This window comes from Spirosoma pulveris (genome assembly GCF_054781875.1).
Genome location: NZ_BAAGTO010000001.1, coordinates 618,415 through 636,848 on the forward strand (window position 1 = coordinate 618,415; position 18,434 = coordinate 636,848).

General features: G+C 48.5%; 13 protein-coding genes and 1 pseudogene. 7 read left to right on the forward strand and 7 right to left on the reverse strand.

All coding sequences use genetic code 11. The features are described from left to right. Window positions 1–10 precede the first annotated feature (10 nt). Both ACYVJM_RS02525 and ACYVJM_RS02530 read left to right on the forward strand, forming a co-directional pair. Complete coding sequence (locus ACYVJM_RS02525; RefSeq protein WP_461146627.1) at window positions 11–784, forward strand: LytR/AlgR family response regulator transcription factor; 774 nt, start codon at window positions 11–13, stop codon at window positions 782–784. A 123-nt stretch (window positions 785–907) separates the two neighbouring features. After that, window positions 908–3,751, forward strand: coding sequence for a M16 family metallopeptidase (locus tag ACYVJM_RS02530; protein ID WP_461146628.1), 2,844 nt, complete (start codon window positions 908–910; stop codon window positions 3,749–3,751). 78 nt (window positions 3,752–3,829) lie between these two features. On the opposite strand, the gene ACYVJM_RS02535 is transcribed toward ACYVJM_RS02530, so the two are convergent. After that, entirely contained in the window at window positions 3,830–4,837 is a 1,008-nt protein-coding gene (locus tag ACYVJM_RS02535; RefSeq protein ID WP_461146629.1) for a hypothetical protein, read from the reverse strand. Between the two features lie 388 nt (window positions 4,838–5,225). On the opposite strand from ACYVJM_RS02535, the gene ACYVJM_RS02540 reads away from it, so the two are divergent. After that, window positions 5,226–6,656: a leucine-rich repeat domain-containing protein gene (locus tag ACYVJM_RS02540; RefSeq protein WP_461146630.1), complete on the forward strand. Its 1,431-nt coding sequence runs from the start codon at window positions 5,226–5,228 to the stop codon at window positions 6,654–6,656. Window positions 6,657–6,777: 121 nt separating this feature from the next. Next, window positions 6,778–7,698, forward strand: coding sequence for an EamA family transporter (locus tag ACYVJM_RS02545; RefSeq protein WP_461146631.1), 921 nt, complete (start codon window positions 6,778–6,780; stop codon window positions 7,696–7,698). 74 nt (window positions 7,699–7,772) lie between these two features. Here ACYVJM_RS02545 and ACYVJM_RS02550 read toward each other — a convergent pair whose 3' ends face one another. From ACYVJM_RS02550 to ACYVJM_RS02560, 3 genes are all read right to left on the reverse strand, one after another. Beyond that, window positions 7,773–8,549, reverse strand: a complete 777-nt coding sequence (locus tag ACYVJM_RS02550) for an SDR family NAD(P)-dependent oxidoreductase (RefSeq protein ID WP_461146632.1) — start codon at window positions 8,547–8,549, stop codon at window positions 7,773–7,775. A gap of 89 nt (window positions 8,550–8,638) precedes the next feature. Beyond that, window positions 8,639–10,345, reverse strand: a complete 1,707-nt coding sequence (locus tag ACYVJM_RS02555) for an IlvD/Edd family dehydratase (protein ID WP_461146633.1) — start codon at window positions 10,343–10,345, stop codon at window positions 8,639–8,641. Window positions 10,346–10,460: 115 nt separating this feature from the next. Further along, on the reverse strand, window positions 10,461–11,582 hold the full coding sequence (locus ACYVJM_RS02560; RefSeq protein ID WP_461146634.1) for a hypothetical protein: 1,122 nt from the start codon (window positions 11,580–11,582) through the stop codon (window positions 10,461–10,463). A gap of 159 nt (window positions 11,583–11,741) precedes the next feature. Here ACYVJM_RS02560 and ric point away from each other — a divergent pair, with 159 nt between their 5' ends. Together ric and ACYVJM_RS02570 are read left to right on the forward strand one after the other, a co-directional pair. Continuing rightward, a complete protein-coding gene (gene ric / locus ACYVJM_RS02565) occupies window positions 11,742–12,470 on the forward strand; it encodes an iron-sulfur cluster repair di-iron protein (RefSeq protein ID WP_461146635.1) in 729 nt (242 codons plus the stop codon). A 48-nt stretch (window positions 12,471–12,518) separates the two neighbouring features. Beyond that, on the forward strand, window positions 12,519–13,751 hold the full coding sequence (locus ACYVJM_RS02570; protein WP_461146636.1) for a hypothetical protein: 1,233 nt from the start codon (window positions 12,519–12,521) through the stop codon (window positions 13,749–13,751). Window positions 13,752–13,875: 124 nt separating this feature from the next. Here ACYVJM_RS02570 and ACYVJM_RS02575 read toward each other — a convergent pair whose 3' ends face one another. The 3 genes and pseudogenes from ACYVJM_RS02575 to ACYVJM_RS02585 all read right to left on the reverse strand — a co-directional run bounded on the left by ACYVJM_RS02575 (window position 13,876) and on the right by ACYVJM_RS02585 (window position 16,409). Further along, window positions 13,876–14,454 (reverse strand): LOG family protein, encoded by a 579-nt coding sequence (locus ACYVJM_RS02575; RefSeq protein WP_461146637.1) that lies wholly within the window; start codon window positions 14,452–14,454, stop codon window positions 13,876–13,878. Between the two features lie 318 nt (window positions 14,455–14,772). Beyond that, the gene (gene arr / locus ACYVJM_RS02580; RefSeq protein ID WP_461146638.1) at window positions 14,773–15,210 is read right to left on the reverse strand and encodes an NAD(+)--rifampin ADP-ribosyltransferase; all 438 of its coding nucleotides are present in this window, start codon (window positions 15,208–15,210) and stop codon (window positions 14,773–14,775) included. Between the two features lie 86 nt (window positions 15,211–15,296). Continuing rightward, window positions 15,297–16,409, reverse strand: a pseudogene (locus tag ACYVJM_RS02585) (DUF4932 domain-containing protein). A gap of 1,571 nt (window positions 16,410–17,980) precedes the next feature. Between ACYVJM_RS02585 and ACYVJM_RS02590 the strand changes: the two are divergent. After that, the gene (locus ACYVJM_RS02590) at window positions 17,981–18,187 is read left to right on the forward strand and encodes a hypothetical protein (RefSeq protein ID WP_461146639.1); all 207 of its coding nucleotides are present in this window, start codon (window positions 17,981–17,983) and stop codon (window positions 18,185–18,187) included. Window positions 18,188–18,434: the final 247 nt, after the last annotated feature.

The following is an 18,434-nucleotide window of genomic DNA, read 5'->3' on the forward strand; positions in this document are numbered from 1 at the left end:
CTCACACCTCATGACTATTCTGCTGATCGAAGACGAGCCCCTGATTGCCCGACAACTGCACAAACTGGTGAATCAACTCGAGCCGGACGCCGTCATTGACGGGCCAATTTCCAGCGTGCATGGCATTTGTGATTACTTCACCAGCGGACGAAGCCCGGATCTTGTCGTTGCCGATATTCAATTGTCGGATGGAGTGAGTTTCGAAGCCTTTGCCCAGATCAATTTAAAGGCGCCGGTCATTTTCACGACGGCTTATGACGAATATGCCATACGAGCTTTCAAACTGAACAGCATTGACTACCTGCTCAAACCGATCGACCCCGATGAACTTCAACAGGCATTGGCTAAATACCATCGGTGTGCGGCCAACGGGACGGCAGACTTTAGTGAGCAGTTCAGGCATTTCCTGGCCCACATGGCTTCTCCGGCTACAGCACCGCCTTACAAACGTCGGTTCTCGGGGCATTATCTCCGGCAAATTGTTACGGTTCCTCAGGAACATATCGCTTATTTCCTCCGGAACGAACTGATCTATCTCTGTACAACCGAAGGCAAAAAACTAATAACCGATTATAAAACACTTGATGAACTGGAAGAAGTAGTTGATCCTGCCTGCTTCTTTCGTGCCAACCGCCAGTGTCTCGTACACCTGAACGCCATTGAGGGTTACCGGCCTCAGGATAACAGCAAACTTCTGGTCATCCTGAAGTCGCCAAACGAATCGCTTGAGTTGTTGGTGAGTAAACAAAAAGCTGGAGCGTTTAAACACTGGCTTGAAAGTTAGTTTGTACATATAAAAACAGGCAAGCCATTAATTGAACTGTTAAAAACTCTAAAATTTCTTGTTTATCAGGGCTTTATATGTAATTATACGGATAAAATTCCTCACCCTTTTTATTCTATCCGTATGAACTACAATCAAACCCGAACAGGTGGATTTCCGTCGTTGCGGTGCTGCCTGAAACTGCTTACCATTACGCTTCTTCTGGGCAGACCATCCCTCACACATGCGCAGACGACGTCGGCGAAACTTCCCGAAGGCATCACAAAAACAGCATCGGTCGAAGGCATTACCGAATATCAGCTAAAGAATGGGCTGCGGGTGCTGCTTTTTCCGGACCCCTCCAAGCCGACCATCACGGTCAACGTTACTTATCTGGTCGGCTCACGGCATGAGGGCCTGGGTGAAACCGGTATGGCCCACTTGCTGGAGCATATGGTCTTTAAGGGTTCGCCCAAGCACAAAAACATTATGCAGGAACTGACCGAACACGGCACCTGGCCCAACGGTACAACCTGGTACGACCGGACGAATTACTTCGAAACCTTTTCGGCCACCGACGAGAACCTGAAGTGGGCACTCGACCTTGAATCGGATCGGATGGTGAATAGTTTTATCGACAAAAAAGACCTTGAAACTGAATTCACCGTCGTTCGTAATGAGTTTGAGATTGGTGAAAACTCGCCCCAGTGGACGCTTGAGAAACGGGTACTGTCGTCGGCTTACCTCTGGCACAACTACGGTAAATCAACCATCGGCTCGAAAGAAGATATTGAACGGGTACCCATCGAAAGTCTCAAAGCTTTTTACCAGAAGTATTACCAGCCAGACAATGCCGTCTTGCTGGTAGCAGGCAAGTTCGATGAAGCGAAAACCCTCGATCTGGTGAGCCAATACTTCGGTTCTATTGCCCGGCCAGCCCGCCAGTTGGTCAAACCGTATACTGTTGAACCTACTCAGGACGGCGAACGCCAGACGACGCTCCGGCGCGTGGGCGACACCCAGGGTGTAGCAGCTGCTTACCATACCCCATCCGGCTCGCATCCCGATTATGCGGTGATGGACGTGCTGATGGACGTACTCACCAACGAGCCATCCGGCCGACTTTATAAAGCACTGATCGAGAAGAAGAAAGCAGCCTTTCAATACGGCTGGACACCCGCCCTGCACGATCCCGGCTTCGCTTATTTCTACGCCGAACTTCGAAAAGATCAGTCACTCGACTCGGCCCGGACTGTCATGCTGGCCACGCTCGATGAGGTAAGCAAACAGGCACCAACGGCGGAAGAAGTAGACCGGGCAAAAACTAAATTACTGAAGGACATCGACCTGCTCTTCAAGAACACCGACCGCCTGGGTCTGCAACTGAGCGAATGGATCGCAACGGGCGACTGGCGGCTGGTTTTCCTCTACCGGGATGCCCTCCGCAAGGTAAAGCCTGCCGACGTCCAACGGGTGGCTGCCGCCTACTTCAAGCCCTCGAATCGTACCGTGGGCGTATTTATCCCCGAACAGAAACCCGACCGCGCCGACGTGCCCGAAGCGCCTAACGTAGCGGCACTGGTAAAAGATTATAAAGGAGAAGCCGCCGTTTCATCGGGCGAAGCATTTGACGTAACCCCGGCCAACATCGACGCACGCACCAAACGCGGAACAGAAGCCAACGGACTTAAATATGCGTTGCTGCCCAAAAGCACACGCGGCAATTCGGTGAACATGCAGATACGCCTACGCTACGGCGATGAAAAAAGCCTGATGAACCAAAGCCTGGCGGCTCGTTTCACTGCCCAGATGTTGCAACGGGGCACCAAAACCCGCTCCTATCAACAGATTAAAGATGAGCTGGACAAACTAAATGCCCGCGCTTATGTGTATGGTTCCGGCCAGTCGGCCATTGTCCAGATCGAGGCTGAAAAAGACAAACTGCCTGCTGTGATGAAGATTGTCACGGACTTCCTGAAAAACCCAACCTTCCCACAGGCCGAACTGGACAAAGTGAAACAGGAAGCGCTGGCGCAAATTGAATCACAGAAACAGGAACCACAAGCCATTGCCTGGAAAACCCTGAGTCGATTGACCGAGCCATATCCTAAAGGGCATCCATTCTATACCATGACGTTCGACGAGGAAATCGACGCCATCAATAAATTGACGCTGGCCGATTTAACCGCTTTCTACAAAAACTTTTACGGAGCCAACAACGCAACGGTATCTGTAGTGGGTTCGTTTGACGAAGTCGCCGTGCGCAAGCTGATTAAGGACGACCTGGGGAACTGGAAAGCGTCCAAACCCTTTACACGTATCCCACAGACGCTCTTTGCCGACCTGAAACCGCAGACGCAGACAATTCAGACCAATGATAAAACAAGCGCCGTTTTTGCAGGAGGTTTACAGTTTGCCCTCCGCGACGATGACCCCGAATATCCGGCTATGGCCATGGCCAATTACATTCTGGGAGAAGGCATGCTCAACTCGCGGCTGGCTACGCGTATACGAGTGAAAGATGGGTTAAGTTACGGCGTTGGTTCCTATGTTTATGCCGACGACAACGACCGTGTTGGCAACTTCGGTTCGTACGCTATTTACAATCCCGAAAACGGTGAGAAATTTGATAATGCCTTCCGGGAAGAGGTCCAGAAGCTCGTGAAAGACGGCGTAACCGCCGACGAAGTGCGGGCGGCTAAATCGGCCATGCTTCAGGAGAAGCAGTTGGAACGTTCGCAAGACGGGTCGATTGCCAGCAAATGGGCCCAGTATCTGACCAAATCAGAAGGCCGCACGTTTGCATTCGACGCCAATTTCGACAAGAAACTCGAAGCCCTGACGCCTGAGCAGATCAATGCCGCGCTTAAGAAATACCTCGACTATTCAAAACTTACGATGGTAAAAGCGGGCGACTTTGAGAAAGCCGCAAAAAAAGTCGCCGACAAGCAGCCGGCTTCGTCGGTCGGTAGCGGATCGAAAAACTGATTACCGTTTTTATTAATTCAGGATAAGAGGCCAAGGCTTGGAACCACTTATCCTGAATTAATAAAACGATATTTATTTCTACTCATATGCTTTTGCTAAACCTAATAGTTCAGAGACGGCCTTCCACTCTAAAAGTATAATATGACGAATGTGGCCTTTGCTAAAATTAAATTCAGGTGTTACCTCAACTAGTTTGCCACCCGCGTCTTTTTTAGTAAAAGTGGGACTAGTGTTAAATAATTTAAACTTATTATTTCCAGTCATTTTAAACTCTAACTCCCCAACTTTGTGAGGATTTCTCTTTAGATAGCCATAACTATATAATTCCTGTAAGCTAACAGCGGTTTTACTGTGCTTCTCTTCAATAATTTTATCCATAGCCATCAGATCAATAGCCTGATTAACGATTTTTATAGAGGTCTCCTTGTCTAAAGTTTGGGGATTACATACATCATTTACTAGTTGGCCTTTCATTAAAAATCTTGTCTGTTTTAAGATATCACCCCAGTCAAGGGCCAGATCTATATTAATATTTTTGCCTGTTTTATTTTTTATCTTGAGTTTAGTCAGGCATTGAGTAGACAAGTCCCTCACCCGCAACGCTATATTGCTCTTCAAAACGGCCAGATTTTCTATAATTTTTTTATCATTTTCACTTAATTCATCTGACTCATCGTAGTATTCTTTAAACAACTCAATTAAGGAGTCGATAATACTTCCTGAACAGTTCCAACCGCTAATAACTATTTTTAGCTTTGCTTTAAACGCCAAGTTGTCCCTGTTTTCAGTAAACTGTTTAAAAAAATCGTATTTATTTTTGGTATCGAAAAGCCAGTCGTCAGGACTTATAGCCTTTCCCTCATGATTTGTATAGTTAGGGTGGTGCGCCTGTTGAGCAGTAACTTCATTAAAAAAACTTATTTTATCATATCGAAGTCTGCGTTGCTGCTTAACAATGCTTCTTTGTTGTGGATTCACTGACTCAAAGCTTGCCTGTCCAACTCCAGAGCTTTGACTTTTATTGGCAGGTTCTAAATTCAGCTCACTAAACGAACCACTTCGGCTAATCCTTCCTGAAGTTTCCATTATCCTGTTTCGGAAAAAGATCCTAAATGTCTATTATGCCTATGAAATTACTTGAAAGTCATAGGCCAAGCCATTCTATTTTAACAAATGGTAGATTAAACTAATGCTCTGGAAAAGTTTATTCAATAAATCAGTAAGCTCTATAGATGGCACCACTCTTCTTAGACCTTTACCGCTTCGTTGTACAAGACTGTAGCGAACTTAAAAACTTCATTCAGAACCTCGTAGAGCCAATCCAGAATTTCCTGATTTAGCTAATGGATGGTAGTCTTTTCCGCCCAAAAAAATGATAAATTAAGCATCTGAAGAGTAAGATTGCGAAATCCTGATTCACTTTTAGGCTATTTAACTATATTTATCGTTATTTACCTAAAAAATAAGTTTGATTATGAAAACCGGCCTTTTCTTCGTTCTTTTTGGGTTGATTACGTTATCCTGTTTGGCGCAGGACCGAATTGTTTTGCTCCGCGACACCACGCGCTTACACCTTTCGGTAGCGGAATTGAATAAGAAATATCCACCTGCCTTTCCTTCTAAAGTTGGCGAGAAAAGTGTTTTTGAGTGTCATGGAAAGATGTTCATGGACTCGATGCATGCCGGCCAACAGCGCTTTTTCAGCTTCATCGAACGGAATAAAAAACGACTGCCCAAGCCGGGCATCCTCATTCAAACGCAGGAATTCATTCGACCTGATGGAAGTTACGACCGGGTGTTTTGTGATTTCTCCGGTTCGGACTTAACCGATCAACAGGAATTTCAACTCCTCCAGCTTGTGGCGGAGTGGTATGGGCAGCACCCGTTCCCCATAAAAACCCCGGCCGGTTTTCGGTGGGGTGGCATGACAATGCTGGGTAATGTAAATCCCAAACGCACCGTTCGACGGGGAACCGGCATCATTAGCACGTTGGAAGCCGCCGAGAAAACCACTCGGCCCGACACGGTAACCATGCTGGCATTTAACCAATTAAATCTGACGAGTATTCCAGACATTGTGTACCGATTCCCAAAACTGGAAGAGCTGGATTTATCTAAAAACAACCTGCACGAATTACCCGCCCGCCTTACCGCCGATATCCCAAACCTGAAACGTCTGAGTGTATTGTACAATTCGATTCCGAATGATAGCGTATTCATCACGCGCAACAAACACTTGGTTTCACTGAATCTGCAAGGCAACAAACTGACGCGAATCCCTGAATCTGTCCGGCAGAATCGCCGACTTGAGAGTCTTTGGATGGGAAATAACAGATTGGCTGATTTGAACGTCAAAACGCTACGTCGAATGCGCCGTTTAACCGATCTGAACCTCTACAACGCTGGGCTGACTGCCTTGCCAAAGTCCATTGGTCAACTGAAACGGGTTAAGGTGCTGGACTTATATTACAATAAACTTACCCGCTTGCCGGATCGACTCGGCCGGATGAAACGTCTGGAGCAATTAGCCATTGCCCATAATGAGTTACATGAGTTACCCGCTTCGCTGGCTCGGCTGCGCCGGTTACAGGTGCTTTTTGCCCATCACAATCGCATCAGTCAGCTTCCCGACGATTTTAAAAAGCTTAACAAGCTGCGGGTGCTTGATCTGGGATATAACTGGTTCAATGTGGCACCACCAGCCATTGGCTCGCTGTCTGCGCTGGAAGAAGTAGACTTTAATAACAACAATTTACGGGAATTTCCAACGGCACTTATCCTGCTCAGAAACCTGAAAAAAGTGTATCTGGGCAGTAATCCACTTTTTGGAACCGAAGCCATGAGCAGTCCATACGCCAGCCAAATCAGGCAATTGGAAGCCAACAAGACGCAGGTTACTTACTAGCTTCAGTTACAACTTTGACATGATTTTTTATAATCTATTCCAGATAGCATTAAAAATTGATCATCTAACGGATAGAAAATGAGCCTGTTGGTGTTACGAAACATTATCAGTCTCTGTTCGCATGCAAGCCGTCACGTCTCCCGTCTCTACTAACCCAAACCGCGTCACTCTCTGGGCAAACTTAATCTCGGTGTATATTTTATGGGGGTCAACCTATATGTTCATTCACTTTATGACTGAACGGATGCCTCCGCTGTACATGATTTCAGCGCGTTATCTGGTAGCAGGCACGATTCTCTATGGCTATGCACGCTTGACGGGCACCCCCCGCCCTACCCTTGCCCAATGGAAATCATCCGCCATTATTGGCGTCCTGCTGCTCAGTGTCGCAAACGGCTGCCTGTCGTTAGGTATACAGTATATTCCGAGTAGTATGGCGGCTTTACTGGGTGGTTTATTGCCGGTTTTTCTTCTTTCACTCAACTGGGTATCGTTTGGCCGCAAACGTCCGAGTAATCTGGCCCTCGCGGGCCTTGCCATTGGACTGATCGGTATTTTTCTGCTGGTAAAACCTGATAAAATGCAGACAACCAGCGGAATCGACGCCAAGTTGATTGGCTTTGGCCTGGTAGCTCTCGGTAACTTTTCGTGGGCTGTCGGCACGCTGCTGACACCCCGTTTATCGCTACCGTCGGCTACCATTTCGAGCGGTATTCAAATGATATTGGGTGGACTTATCCTGTTACCGGTCAGTTTAGCGCTGGAGCCGGTCAGCCTGCTCAGTATTTTTCACGCCCCCCCCAAAGCCATCTATTCCATGATCTATCTGGTTATTTTTGGCAGTATCATCGGCTTCTCCTCATACTCCTGGCTGGCCCGCAATGCTAGCCCGCAACTCCTGTCGACCTACGCGTTTGTCAACCCCGTAGTCGCGATGTTACTCGGCACAACGTTCGCAGGAGAGATTTTCTCCAGCCAGTCGTTTCTCGGTGCCGCCATCGCCCTGGTTGGCGTGGTGCTGATTACGCTGGGAAGGAAGTAATTGGTGGAGTGGGTGATAGAATGAGAGAATAAAACTTGCGTTAGGTATTCACTCATTCTATCACTCATTCAACATTAAACCGGCGGGGGGCTGATACTTGTCCAGCCTCCATCGACCACCAGACTTTGGCCCGTGATGTGTCGGGATGCGGGCGATACCAGAAATAAGGCGGCATTGGTTATGTCATCTACCGTAGCGGGGCGGCCCATTGGTGTAATGCGGGACCAGATCGGGATGTAAGTCGGATCATCAAGCGTCCGTTCGGTGAGGGTAGCGCCCGGCGCAATGGCGTTGACGGTGATGCCCAGGGGCGAAAAGTCAATGACCAGTTGCTTGGCCAGCATCTCCAAACCCGCTTTGGTCATACTGTAGACCGGCAGACCCGGATGCGCCTGATGCCCCACTACCGACGACATGAACAACACACTTCCCCCTCGCCCCTGCTCCCGCATTTGGTTGGCAGAAAGCTGCGCCAAAAAAAAGCTGCCCCGCAAATTAAGATCCACTATTTTCTGAAACGCTTCGGGTGTTGTGGTGAAGATATCACCAAAAATAGTGATACCCGCGTTGGCAATGGCGATGTCCAGCGACCCGAACGTACGAACCGTCGTCTCGACCATGTGCCGGATGAACTCAACGTCGGACGCATCGCCGGGGCAAGCAATACACTGGCCGGTTTTGCCCGCTTTTTGTTCGCGCTGAATGGCTGAGAGGGCTGCCTGGGCGAGCGTTTCGTCAAAATCATTGAGCACCACATTAGCCCCCTGCTGAACCAGCGCCCGCGCAATGGCGAACCCAATGCCTTGCCCGGCCCCGGTAATGAGTACCGTCTGTTTACTAAAATCGATCATAAAATAGGATTGGTCTTCGACCAGCCTGATTGGCCAGAAAGTTACCTGCTTTTTGGTATGATATGGCCTTTTTTAGCAGGGAAGCCAATCTAATGCGAATCCCGCTTTACTTCGCTGCCCGAAGCACCGCGCAAAAAATCAAAATCAGCGCCCTGGTGGGCCTGGGTTACATGACGGATATACAAGTTTACGTATCCCCGATCGTACCCTAGATCAGCTGGTTTGAAATGCACCAGCCGACCCGCCAGTTCCTGATCCGATACATGCAGGTGTAAACTCCGATTCTCAACATCGAGGGTGATGAGGTCGCCGTTTTGCACCAGCGCCAGATTCCCCCCCACAGCCGACTCCGGCGAAACGTGCAGCACAACGGTGCCAAAGCCGGTGCCACTCATGCGCCCATCCGAAATACGAACCATGTCATGAACACCCTGCGCCAGAATCTTTGCGGGCAGTTGCATATTGCCGACTTCGGGCATGCCGGGATACCCCCTCGGACCCACATTTTTTAGAACCAGCACACAGGTAGGGTCCACATCCAGATCCGGATCATCGATGCGGGCTTTGTAATCGTCGATATCTTCAAACACAACGGCCCGGCCAGTATGCTGCATCAGGGCGGGTGTGGCTGCTGAAGGCTTTATCACGGCGCCATTCAGACAAAGGTTGCCCCGTAAAACGGCAACGCCCGACTCCGGCTTGAACGGCTGATCGACCGAGGCAATAACGGTCGGATCGTAACATTTTGCGTCGGCACAGTTTTCGCCAATTGACTTTCCGTTCACAGTCAGGGCATCGTTATTCAGTACGTCCCGCAACTCGCGGATGATGGCGGGCAAGCCACCGGCATAAAACAGATCTTCGACGAAGTGCTCACCGGAAGGTTGCAGATTGGCCAGCAACGGAATTTTCGCCGATAAGGTGTCAAAATCGTCCAGCGACAGATCGACGCCAACCCGTCCGGCAATGGCCGTCAGGTGCAGAATGAAGTTCGTTGACCCACCCAGTGCCGCATTGACCATAATGGCATTCTCGAACGCCTGCCGGGTTAATAGCTGCGATGGCCGGGTGCCTTCCTTCACCAACTCAACCATCCGGACACCCGTCATGTGCGCCAGCACTTTCCGACGTGAATCGGCGGCAGGAATGGTGGCATTATCCGGCAACGACAACCCCAGCGATTCGACCATAGCGGCCATGGTGCTGGCCGTTCCCATCACGGCGCAATGGCCCTGACTGCGGGCCATGCTTGCTTCGGCGGCTACAAACTCGGACTGGCTCATCTCGCCCATCTTGAACGATTCGGCAAAACGCCAGAGATCGCTTGTCCCGATCTTCCGGCCCTGAAAACGGCCGGCCAGCATCGGCCCACCCGACACCACCATTGTTGGAATATCGACACTACACGCGCCCATCACCAGTGACGGCGTGGTTTTGTCGCAGCCGCACATCAGAATGACCCCGTCGATGGAATTACCCCGAATGCTCTCCTCCACGTCCATACTGGCCAAATTACGGAACAGCATGGCCGTGGGTTTAATCTGACATTCGCCCAGCGACATCACCGGGAACTCCAGCGGGAAACCGCCCGCTTCCCAAACACCCCGCTTGATGGCTTCGGCCAGTTCGCGAAAATGGGCGTTGCAGGGGGTCAACTCCGACCAGGTATTACAAATGCCGATAACGGGCTTTCCCTCAAACTCATGATGCGGGAAGCCCTGGTTCTTCATCCAGGCACGATATATAAAGCCGTCTTTTCCGGTGCGGCCAAACCAATCTCTAGAACGTAAAGGCATTTTAAGTAAGCAATGATCAGTAGGCAGTAAAGTATATCAGGGGTCTATTTTACTTTGAAACCCGAGAAACTATTTACTACCCCGAGAAGTAAGCCAACCGGCCACATACCCGGCTTCAATTCAATACCAGGAGGCAAACGGGCACGATCGTCTCTATCACCCTGATTCCTTCCCTACCGACAGCACTCTTTGTTCGGGTCTTTAAGACAACAGCCAGCATACAGATCAGGAAGATTCCTATTGCAATGGCCTGTACAAGCCCGCCAGCCATTCGATAAACACCATCGCCCTGCCAGTCGCCCAGCATACGCATCAGCAGACCAAGCAGTTGCCCGATACCACCCACGTACAGAATCGGGTGGAAAAAGACGCCTTGTCTGCCCAGAATACCGGGCAGGATGATAGGCGCATGCGCAAAAATCATGGAGAAAACGAAGCCCGCAAAAAACGAATGTAAGCTGGCATCATAGGCAAAAGGAAACGCCGTCGGCAGCGCAAATAACAACCCGCTGAGCAGCAGCCAGCCATACCCAAGCAGTAACATCGTTCCGCTGTAGCGCGACTGACCTGCTTTTCTAAGGGACTTTACAGCCATATCGAACTGCATCAGCCAGGCGGCTACGCCGATCATGCCTATGCCCATTATTCCCTGCCCAACCCCGTGAAAGGGTTTTAACACACCAATTATCACGAGCCCGATGGCTCCCCATAAGAGTAGCCGCTGCCACGGTTTGAGGGGTAAAAAACGGCTTAGTTCAAGGCGTTCGGCAACAATTGTCAGGAGCAGAAAAGCGATCCACCAGGGGGCAGCCAGTGCATAAAAGCCGGTTTTGAGTACCAGTACATGGCCGATAACCAGACAGACACTGCCACCAAACAGCAGGTAATAATAACTATGCCGGAAGCGAACCAGAAACAGATAGGTCATTAGCGCCATGCCCAAACTACCCACAATCAACAGCCAGATTCCGACAACAGGCCATCCCGACAAAAAGGCGGGGAGACTTAATCCGTTCAGCGCGGGTGCTATTAACGCCCAGCGATTTTTGAACACGACGGCCCGTTCGAGTAGTATCACGGTTCCTAAAAATGAGCCAACCATAAGCGCCCCGTGCTGTCCGGCCGTTTCAGACAGAGGTATCGCCCAGCCCAGCCGCACCAACCCCGTCAGCACAGCGAGCACCAGTGAGAGCATGGCAACTGGAAACAGAACCGGGATAAACGAAAATGATTTCATAGTCATCCGCAAAATTAGGCCGGCCCCACCGGCCCGAATCCTGATAAAAATCAGTCAGCCGGCTTTTCTTTGTCAATATCCAGAATAAAAGACCCTATTATCTTTATATCTAAAAAAGCGGTCCACCCCCGCGTACACTATCTGTAAATAGATGATACCATGAAAATGGATTTTGATTTTGAAACGCCTGCCCGAACGGTAGGTGAAATCGTGGCAGCCGACATTCGTACGGCCGAAGTATTTAAACGATTGGGCATTGACTTCTGCTGCAATGGAAAACGTACGCTGTTTGAGGCCTGCGTGCGGGCCGACGTACCCCTAAAGGAGGTTTTAGATGCATTACATAAGCTCCCGACCGACGAACGTCGGTCTGCCGAGCAATTTGATGAATGGGAACTGGGTTTTCTGGCCGATTATGTTTTAAATGTGCATCATGGGTACCTCTACACGAATCTGCCGTTCATTGAAGAACTTGTCCTGAAAGTAACAGCCAAACACGGCGACCGATACCCGACACTTCATCTGGTTGAGCACGCCTATCTGGCCTTGAAAGCCGATTTGCTGTCGCACTTACAGAAAGAGGAAGTCGCGCTTTTCCCGATTATAAAAGAGCTGGCAGCTTTCAGACGAAACCCCGATGCGTCCGTGCCGGTACGACCTTTATCCATCAAGGCCCCCGTCGACTGTATGGAGCACGAACACGAGTATGCCGGGTCGCTGCTATTCCAGCTTAGGGAGTTTACCAATGATTACACCCCCCCGGTCGATGCCTGCAACTCCCACCGCCTGATGCTGGCCAAACTTGCCGAGCTCGAAGCCGATTTGATGCAGCACATTCATCTGGAGAATAACATCCTGTTTCCGAAGGCCATAGCCCTTGAAAACTAAAGCTGTATCCTTAAAACGATTACCCATTCTACCTTCGGCGGATCATTCATGATACACTACCACCCCACACCCTCGCCAGCCAATGCCTGGAAAACAGCGTTGGGCTGGTGGGTCGTGGCTGGCGGCATAGGCGTGTTGATCCGGTACCTGCTGGTCTACCCGGTGGCCAGTCTGAGCTATCCATTTTTACTCCACGCCCACTCCCATGTGGTATTGCTGGGCTGGACATTCAATGCCCTGTTTCTGGCATTGGCTTCCAGTTTCGGGTCAGCAGAACGGATAGCCAGCTATCGAAAAATCTGGTTAGGGTTTCAGGTATCTATCCTGGGTATGCTCGTATTTTTTCCCATTCAGGGCTATGCCATCGGGTCGATTGCAGCATCAACTTTACATGTTTTTATTGCCTATTACATGGCATATTGTCTTTGGCGCGATCTGCGTTCCAATAAACGTCTGTCGGCTTCGCTCGTTCGGTGGGGGCTGTACTTTTTGGTTTTATCGACCCTTGGCCCCTACGCGGTTGGCATCCTCAAAGTCCGACACATGCAGGAAACGATCTGGTACCCGTTGTCCATCTATTTCTACCTGCACTTTCTCTACAATGGCTGGTTCGTATTTGGCTGTCTGGCCTTGCTGTTCCGTTGGCTTGAAAGTTGGCAACTGATGCCCTCCGCCAGGAATGGTAACCGTTTCGTCAGGGCGCTATCGCTGTCGGCTTTCGGGACCCTGGTGTTATCGGCCTTATGGGCCGAGCCTCCCGTTTGGGTGTGGCTGGCAGGGAGTGTGGCGGCCCTGCTCCAGGCGAGTGCCGGAGGGTGGTTTCTGTGGTGGCTCTGGCAAAGACGAGTTACCTTAACCCAGCATCTTGAACCGCAGACGCATGCGCTTGCCAGACTGGCTTTTCTGAGTTTTGGCCTGAAGCTGTTGCTACAACTCCTGTCGGTGCTACCCTGGGCTACCCTATTGGCGTATACGCAACGCAATCTGGTTATTGCCTACCTGCATCTGGTGTTCATTGGCGTCATCACGTTTTTTCTATTGGCCTGGGCAATCCAACAAGGGTACATTCACCGTTCTGTCTTGGCAATACGCCTGATCACACTATTTTTTTTACTGACAGAAAGTGCCCTGGTCGCTGAATCAATGTGTCAACAGGCAGGCAGTTACCTACCCCATATTGGTGAATGGTTGCTAATTTTTTCAGTTGGTTTATGGCTCGGTGTGTGCCTCATCTGGCTCCGGCAGTTCCCGATCAGGTCCAGCAAGTTCTTACCGTTATAGTGAACTAACAGTAATTCGATTGACAGTAGCAACATTACGGCGAGACGGAACGTACTGTTTTCTCACTACATGCAACGCTTAAAACGGTTTTCGGGCGACTACGTCATGGTAAGTGAAAACAAACTTACTTATTCGTAGCAAAGGTTATTGCCTTCTCATCCCAAACGGGTGCATTGACGAGGCTTTCGATCACCTCTTCCGGATGGTCAACAAACGACCACATGTCCAGGTGCTTCTCGTGCATGAAATTTTCACTAACACACTTCTCAAGCATTGTCCGTAATGGGTCATAAAATCCGTTGGTGTTTAGAATAATGATCGGTTTCGTAAACTGCCCGAGCCGCTTGAGTGTAATTGCTTCCAGGAGTTCTTCGAGTGTTCCACTTCCACCGGGCAACGTTACCAGTCCGTCAATGTCTTGTAAAAATTTAGCTTTCCGTTCGTGCATGGTATCGGTAAACTCAAAATCAACCACTTGCTTATGCGCCCATTCGACGTCATTCATGAATTTGGGCATAATACCCTTAATCCTCCCTCCATTCGCTATAACCGTATCCGCAAGCTTACCCATTAACCCAACGGCCCCGCCCCCATACACAACGTCAATAGAAGCCTTGACAAGTTCGATTGCTAATTTTTCGGTTGCATCAAAATAGATGCGATCAACCTTTGCACTTGAAGCGCAGTAAACACAAATTTTCATTTTTTGCTGATTTTAACCCTATCTGATATTAGCACTTCGGATGCCGCCGGGGAATTGGATAGTAACGTCCAAAATTACCACATTAAGAACGAAAGAGTTTGCCGGAAAAGTCACTGAAAATAACGTCAACGAGTTAGACGCTCATGATTTGTCCTGAATCCATGTCCCCGAAATCACTTTTCGCCCCAAAGCTGCTAAATAAACCTAAACGCTGCCTTGTCAGGGCAGTTGGCTTGCTTCCGCGACCTGTTGAATTAACCCTTCAGCCCGCTGCCTGTAGCCCGGCAACCTGCCCACGCCAAACGAACTACAGAACCCTTAGTTTATAATTTCTGCTGTTGGATCCGCATTAATTCTTGCTATGTTTTCGCGCCACGTCTGTAGTTCGTCCGGTGTTAGTCTCACCCAATCGGTGACTTCGCCAACGATTTTCAACGGTGCCAGACTTCGGTACGAGCGGGTTGGATTGCCTGGAAATTTTTTATCTGTAACATTGGGGTCATTCTCAAAACTTCCTGTCGGCTCAACAATGTAAACGCGTTCATTTCCATCACCTTTGGCTAGGGCTGCGGCAAGCCCCGCCCCATTAACCAGGGCAGTGAAATAAATATGATTCATTATGATTTCGGGATTATAATTTGACCTGAACCCTGCTGTGAGCAGATCCCCAATCTTCAAATCCGCTTTCGTTCCGTGATAAAAGGGTCCGTTGCTCAAAATGTCGGACCCGTCAGATGTACTACTTCTGGTTTCCATTCTTATTCACTTTAGTTGTCTTGTCGCCCACGACGTACCCACGCAGAGCGAAACACGATATACTGACAATGCTGCCAACTGATTGCTCACTCTGGTATTGATGATAAAGCCGCGATCAAATCAGGTAGAAACACCGCCAATGTTGGATACTTTTTTCGGTTCGACTCATAACGCTGTAATTGGGCTGTAAAAAAAGGAAGATACATCCAGTTAGCATAGGCTGTGCGGAGTTTCTCCATGACATCGGGTCTTTTAAGCTTTTGTGCGATTCGTATCTCGCCAGCCCGAACCAGATGTTCGTTAAATGAAGTCTCCCAATCACTATATTGAGCTTGTCCCGAAATAGGTCGAAATAAGTGCTTGTAGGCTGCAATACTCGACGCAAAGGTGGGCAGGGCCGTAAGCGGATTGACAAAAGTATGACCAAACTCGTGTACAGATAAATTTCTGATCGCATCGGGATCATCGAAACCAGTATCAATTACCAATCCATTCTGTAACAACTGTTCTTTTAAGGGGGCTGCAATTTGGTTAGCAATTGCCCCATTGGGTGTAAGCACTTACCAGGCCATTCCCCACTCGGCTTTGAAAAAAGGATTTATAACAATACGATAGGCTGCTTTTCTGGCCCCGTAATAAGATTCCATCTGCGGAATGAAATCAGGGGAAGGCAGATTCTGCTTTACCTGCGCTAACGCCATTGCATAGACAGCATGATACTGTCGTTGAAAAGCACCAAACTTGGCATCCTTGTAGAACTGACTGACCAGTTGAATATAATCTTCAACCAGGTATTGGGCTGAATCCGCATTAGCATGAACAGCTTGTAAGATTTCCGGTGATATGGGTGAATGTCGGCGTGGGTTGGGGAATCCTGTGTAAAAAAGCGGAAGTAAATAAACCCCCGTTCCTAACTTATCAGTCATCCAAAGGGTACGTTTTACAGCCTCATGTTGCCGGAATGGTGCAAAATAATTGTAGCTAATCCGCATCAGACGAGTTATGCGGTACATATAAGGGTCTGCTGTCGAGTCCTTAAGAAACTCAGGTGAGTTTTGAACGTTAAGGGCGTTCACTAACTCAACGCCTAAGTCAGTGTCAACCAGAATACGTTGCTTCTGTGCCTGTATAGTTAAAGCAAGACATAATAGCGACGAGCATAAAACGTACCTGAAAGACTTACAGTTTAGTATACACATTGCCAAGTTATTGTGTAGTCCATTAATCACAATTTACTTTTTAGGACGCCCGCCTAACTAACTACGCTACAAGTAGCGATATATCGGCAAAATACACAACACCTGTGGTTACGACTGAACTGATTAATCCAACTTGTAACTTTTCCGTTGGCTGATATTTATTAATCTAATTGTCGAACCTTAATGTATGCCCTTTAAAATCAGATGTGCCGATAATCTTTTGTCTTCCTTCTTTCGTTACTAAATAATCCGTGCCTTTAGATCGCAACGCTACAGTCAACAAAAAAAAACCCGTATTGTCTGTATAAGATTTAACCGTTAAAATAATAGCAATCTATCTACCAGGAGCATTTACTTTTTGCGCCCAGAAGCTTGTACTAAAAGCTACGACTTTGGTAGGCCAGCCAATGACCAAGAGGGCTGATGAATGAGTAAGTAACTAAAACCAAGAAAGGTAGTTGCTGGGTTTACACACTCATTTATTTTGCCTGCAAACTGTCGTACAGGATGCGCTGCCTATCGCCTGAAACTTGCCTTGTGATTTTAGCTTTTGTTAGGCTTCCAAAATACTCCGGGCAAGAAGCCAAACTATAATTTAAAAATGTCAGTGTCAACAGATGGGTTTGCTTCTTTGACGGCTTCGATAAATCTGGCGAAACTACCCTCTAAGGTGGAGGGTAGAACCCTCACGGACTTTAGCTCGTCAGCTAAGTATGTTATCTCTTAATAGCGAACATGGTGCTGGTTTGTCAGCCATGTTAGTTTGATTGATTTAATTGATGAAAGTGGTATTTTGTCTTCCCGGTTTTTTCTGTAGTAGAAATTATCATCGAAATCAATAGGAGAATAAAATTAGCCGAACGTATAATACAGAGATACGGCAATAAATGGTAAAAAATGAAGTAAGTTCTTGATGTCACAAAGGTCTTTCGCTAAAAAAATCTCGACGCTGGCATAAATCAAAGAAAGTAAAGCAACGAGGCTAAACAGTCTTTTAAAGTGCGCCGGATAGTGATTCATCATCTTATCATTTCGCTCACTGGACCGTTTCCCGTGTCAACCGGCACCCGCCTTGAACGCCCTTTTTGGACCCGCCACCAAACGACCATGAGTTCTGATGGTTTTGTAAGCAACTTGACAAAACGCACGATACGTGCAGCTGACCTTTTCACCTTGTTTGAATTGGGTGCCCCGTCGCACTCCAAGTGATTCCTGTCAGAAGTAACACCCCACCACAGACCCGATTACGATGCTCGTAATGCAGCCTCTTTTCTTACAGCTAATTCTGCATTTATACGAAGCGACGACTCAGAGATACCTATAGTTAAACTACCAAAACAAACTAAGCCTAAACCGCAATAAAGTAAAATTCGGTTAGTAGTTTCTAGGTCACTAGTGAACAAATCCCCCTTAAAAGCGTGGAGGAAAAACACTAAAGACAACGCGATTAGGATGCCTTTGAGTACTCGCTGTAGAGTTATTCCAGAACGCACTTGCTGCTCGAGTTCTTCGTTACTGAACTCAGAAAAGGATTTAACTATAAAGGGTCTGCTCATGGTAATGGGAATTCAATGTTTATCATTGGTACTTTGCTTATTGTCGGTAAGCTCCTCTGTCGGCAGGAACGCATTGGCAGACGTGCTGTCCACCAGACTTTTACTTATCAACAGGTACGCGGCAAACTAATAAAAAATCTCACTATCAGCATGTTAATCTGTCGCACGAAACCCGCCCACGCCACTTACCTGGCCGAATCACCCAACACCCGCGAGGGCTGATGGTGGATGAGTTACTTGACTGAATGCACGTACTTCCGACCTTTACACCCTCGCCTTCGTTGGGCTGAGATGCTTACCTTCGGGGGCGAGCAACCTGTCGCCAGACAAGCTGACTACACGAAGCAATGACGACGTACTTTTTACTTGTTTGCGCCCTCAACGTTTTGAAGCTTGGCGAAGTGGCGGAAATCGAAGCACGAATGTTCGGTTTTGCACAATAGTTCAATCGAAGAACCGCCATTAAATT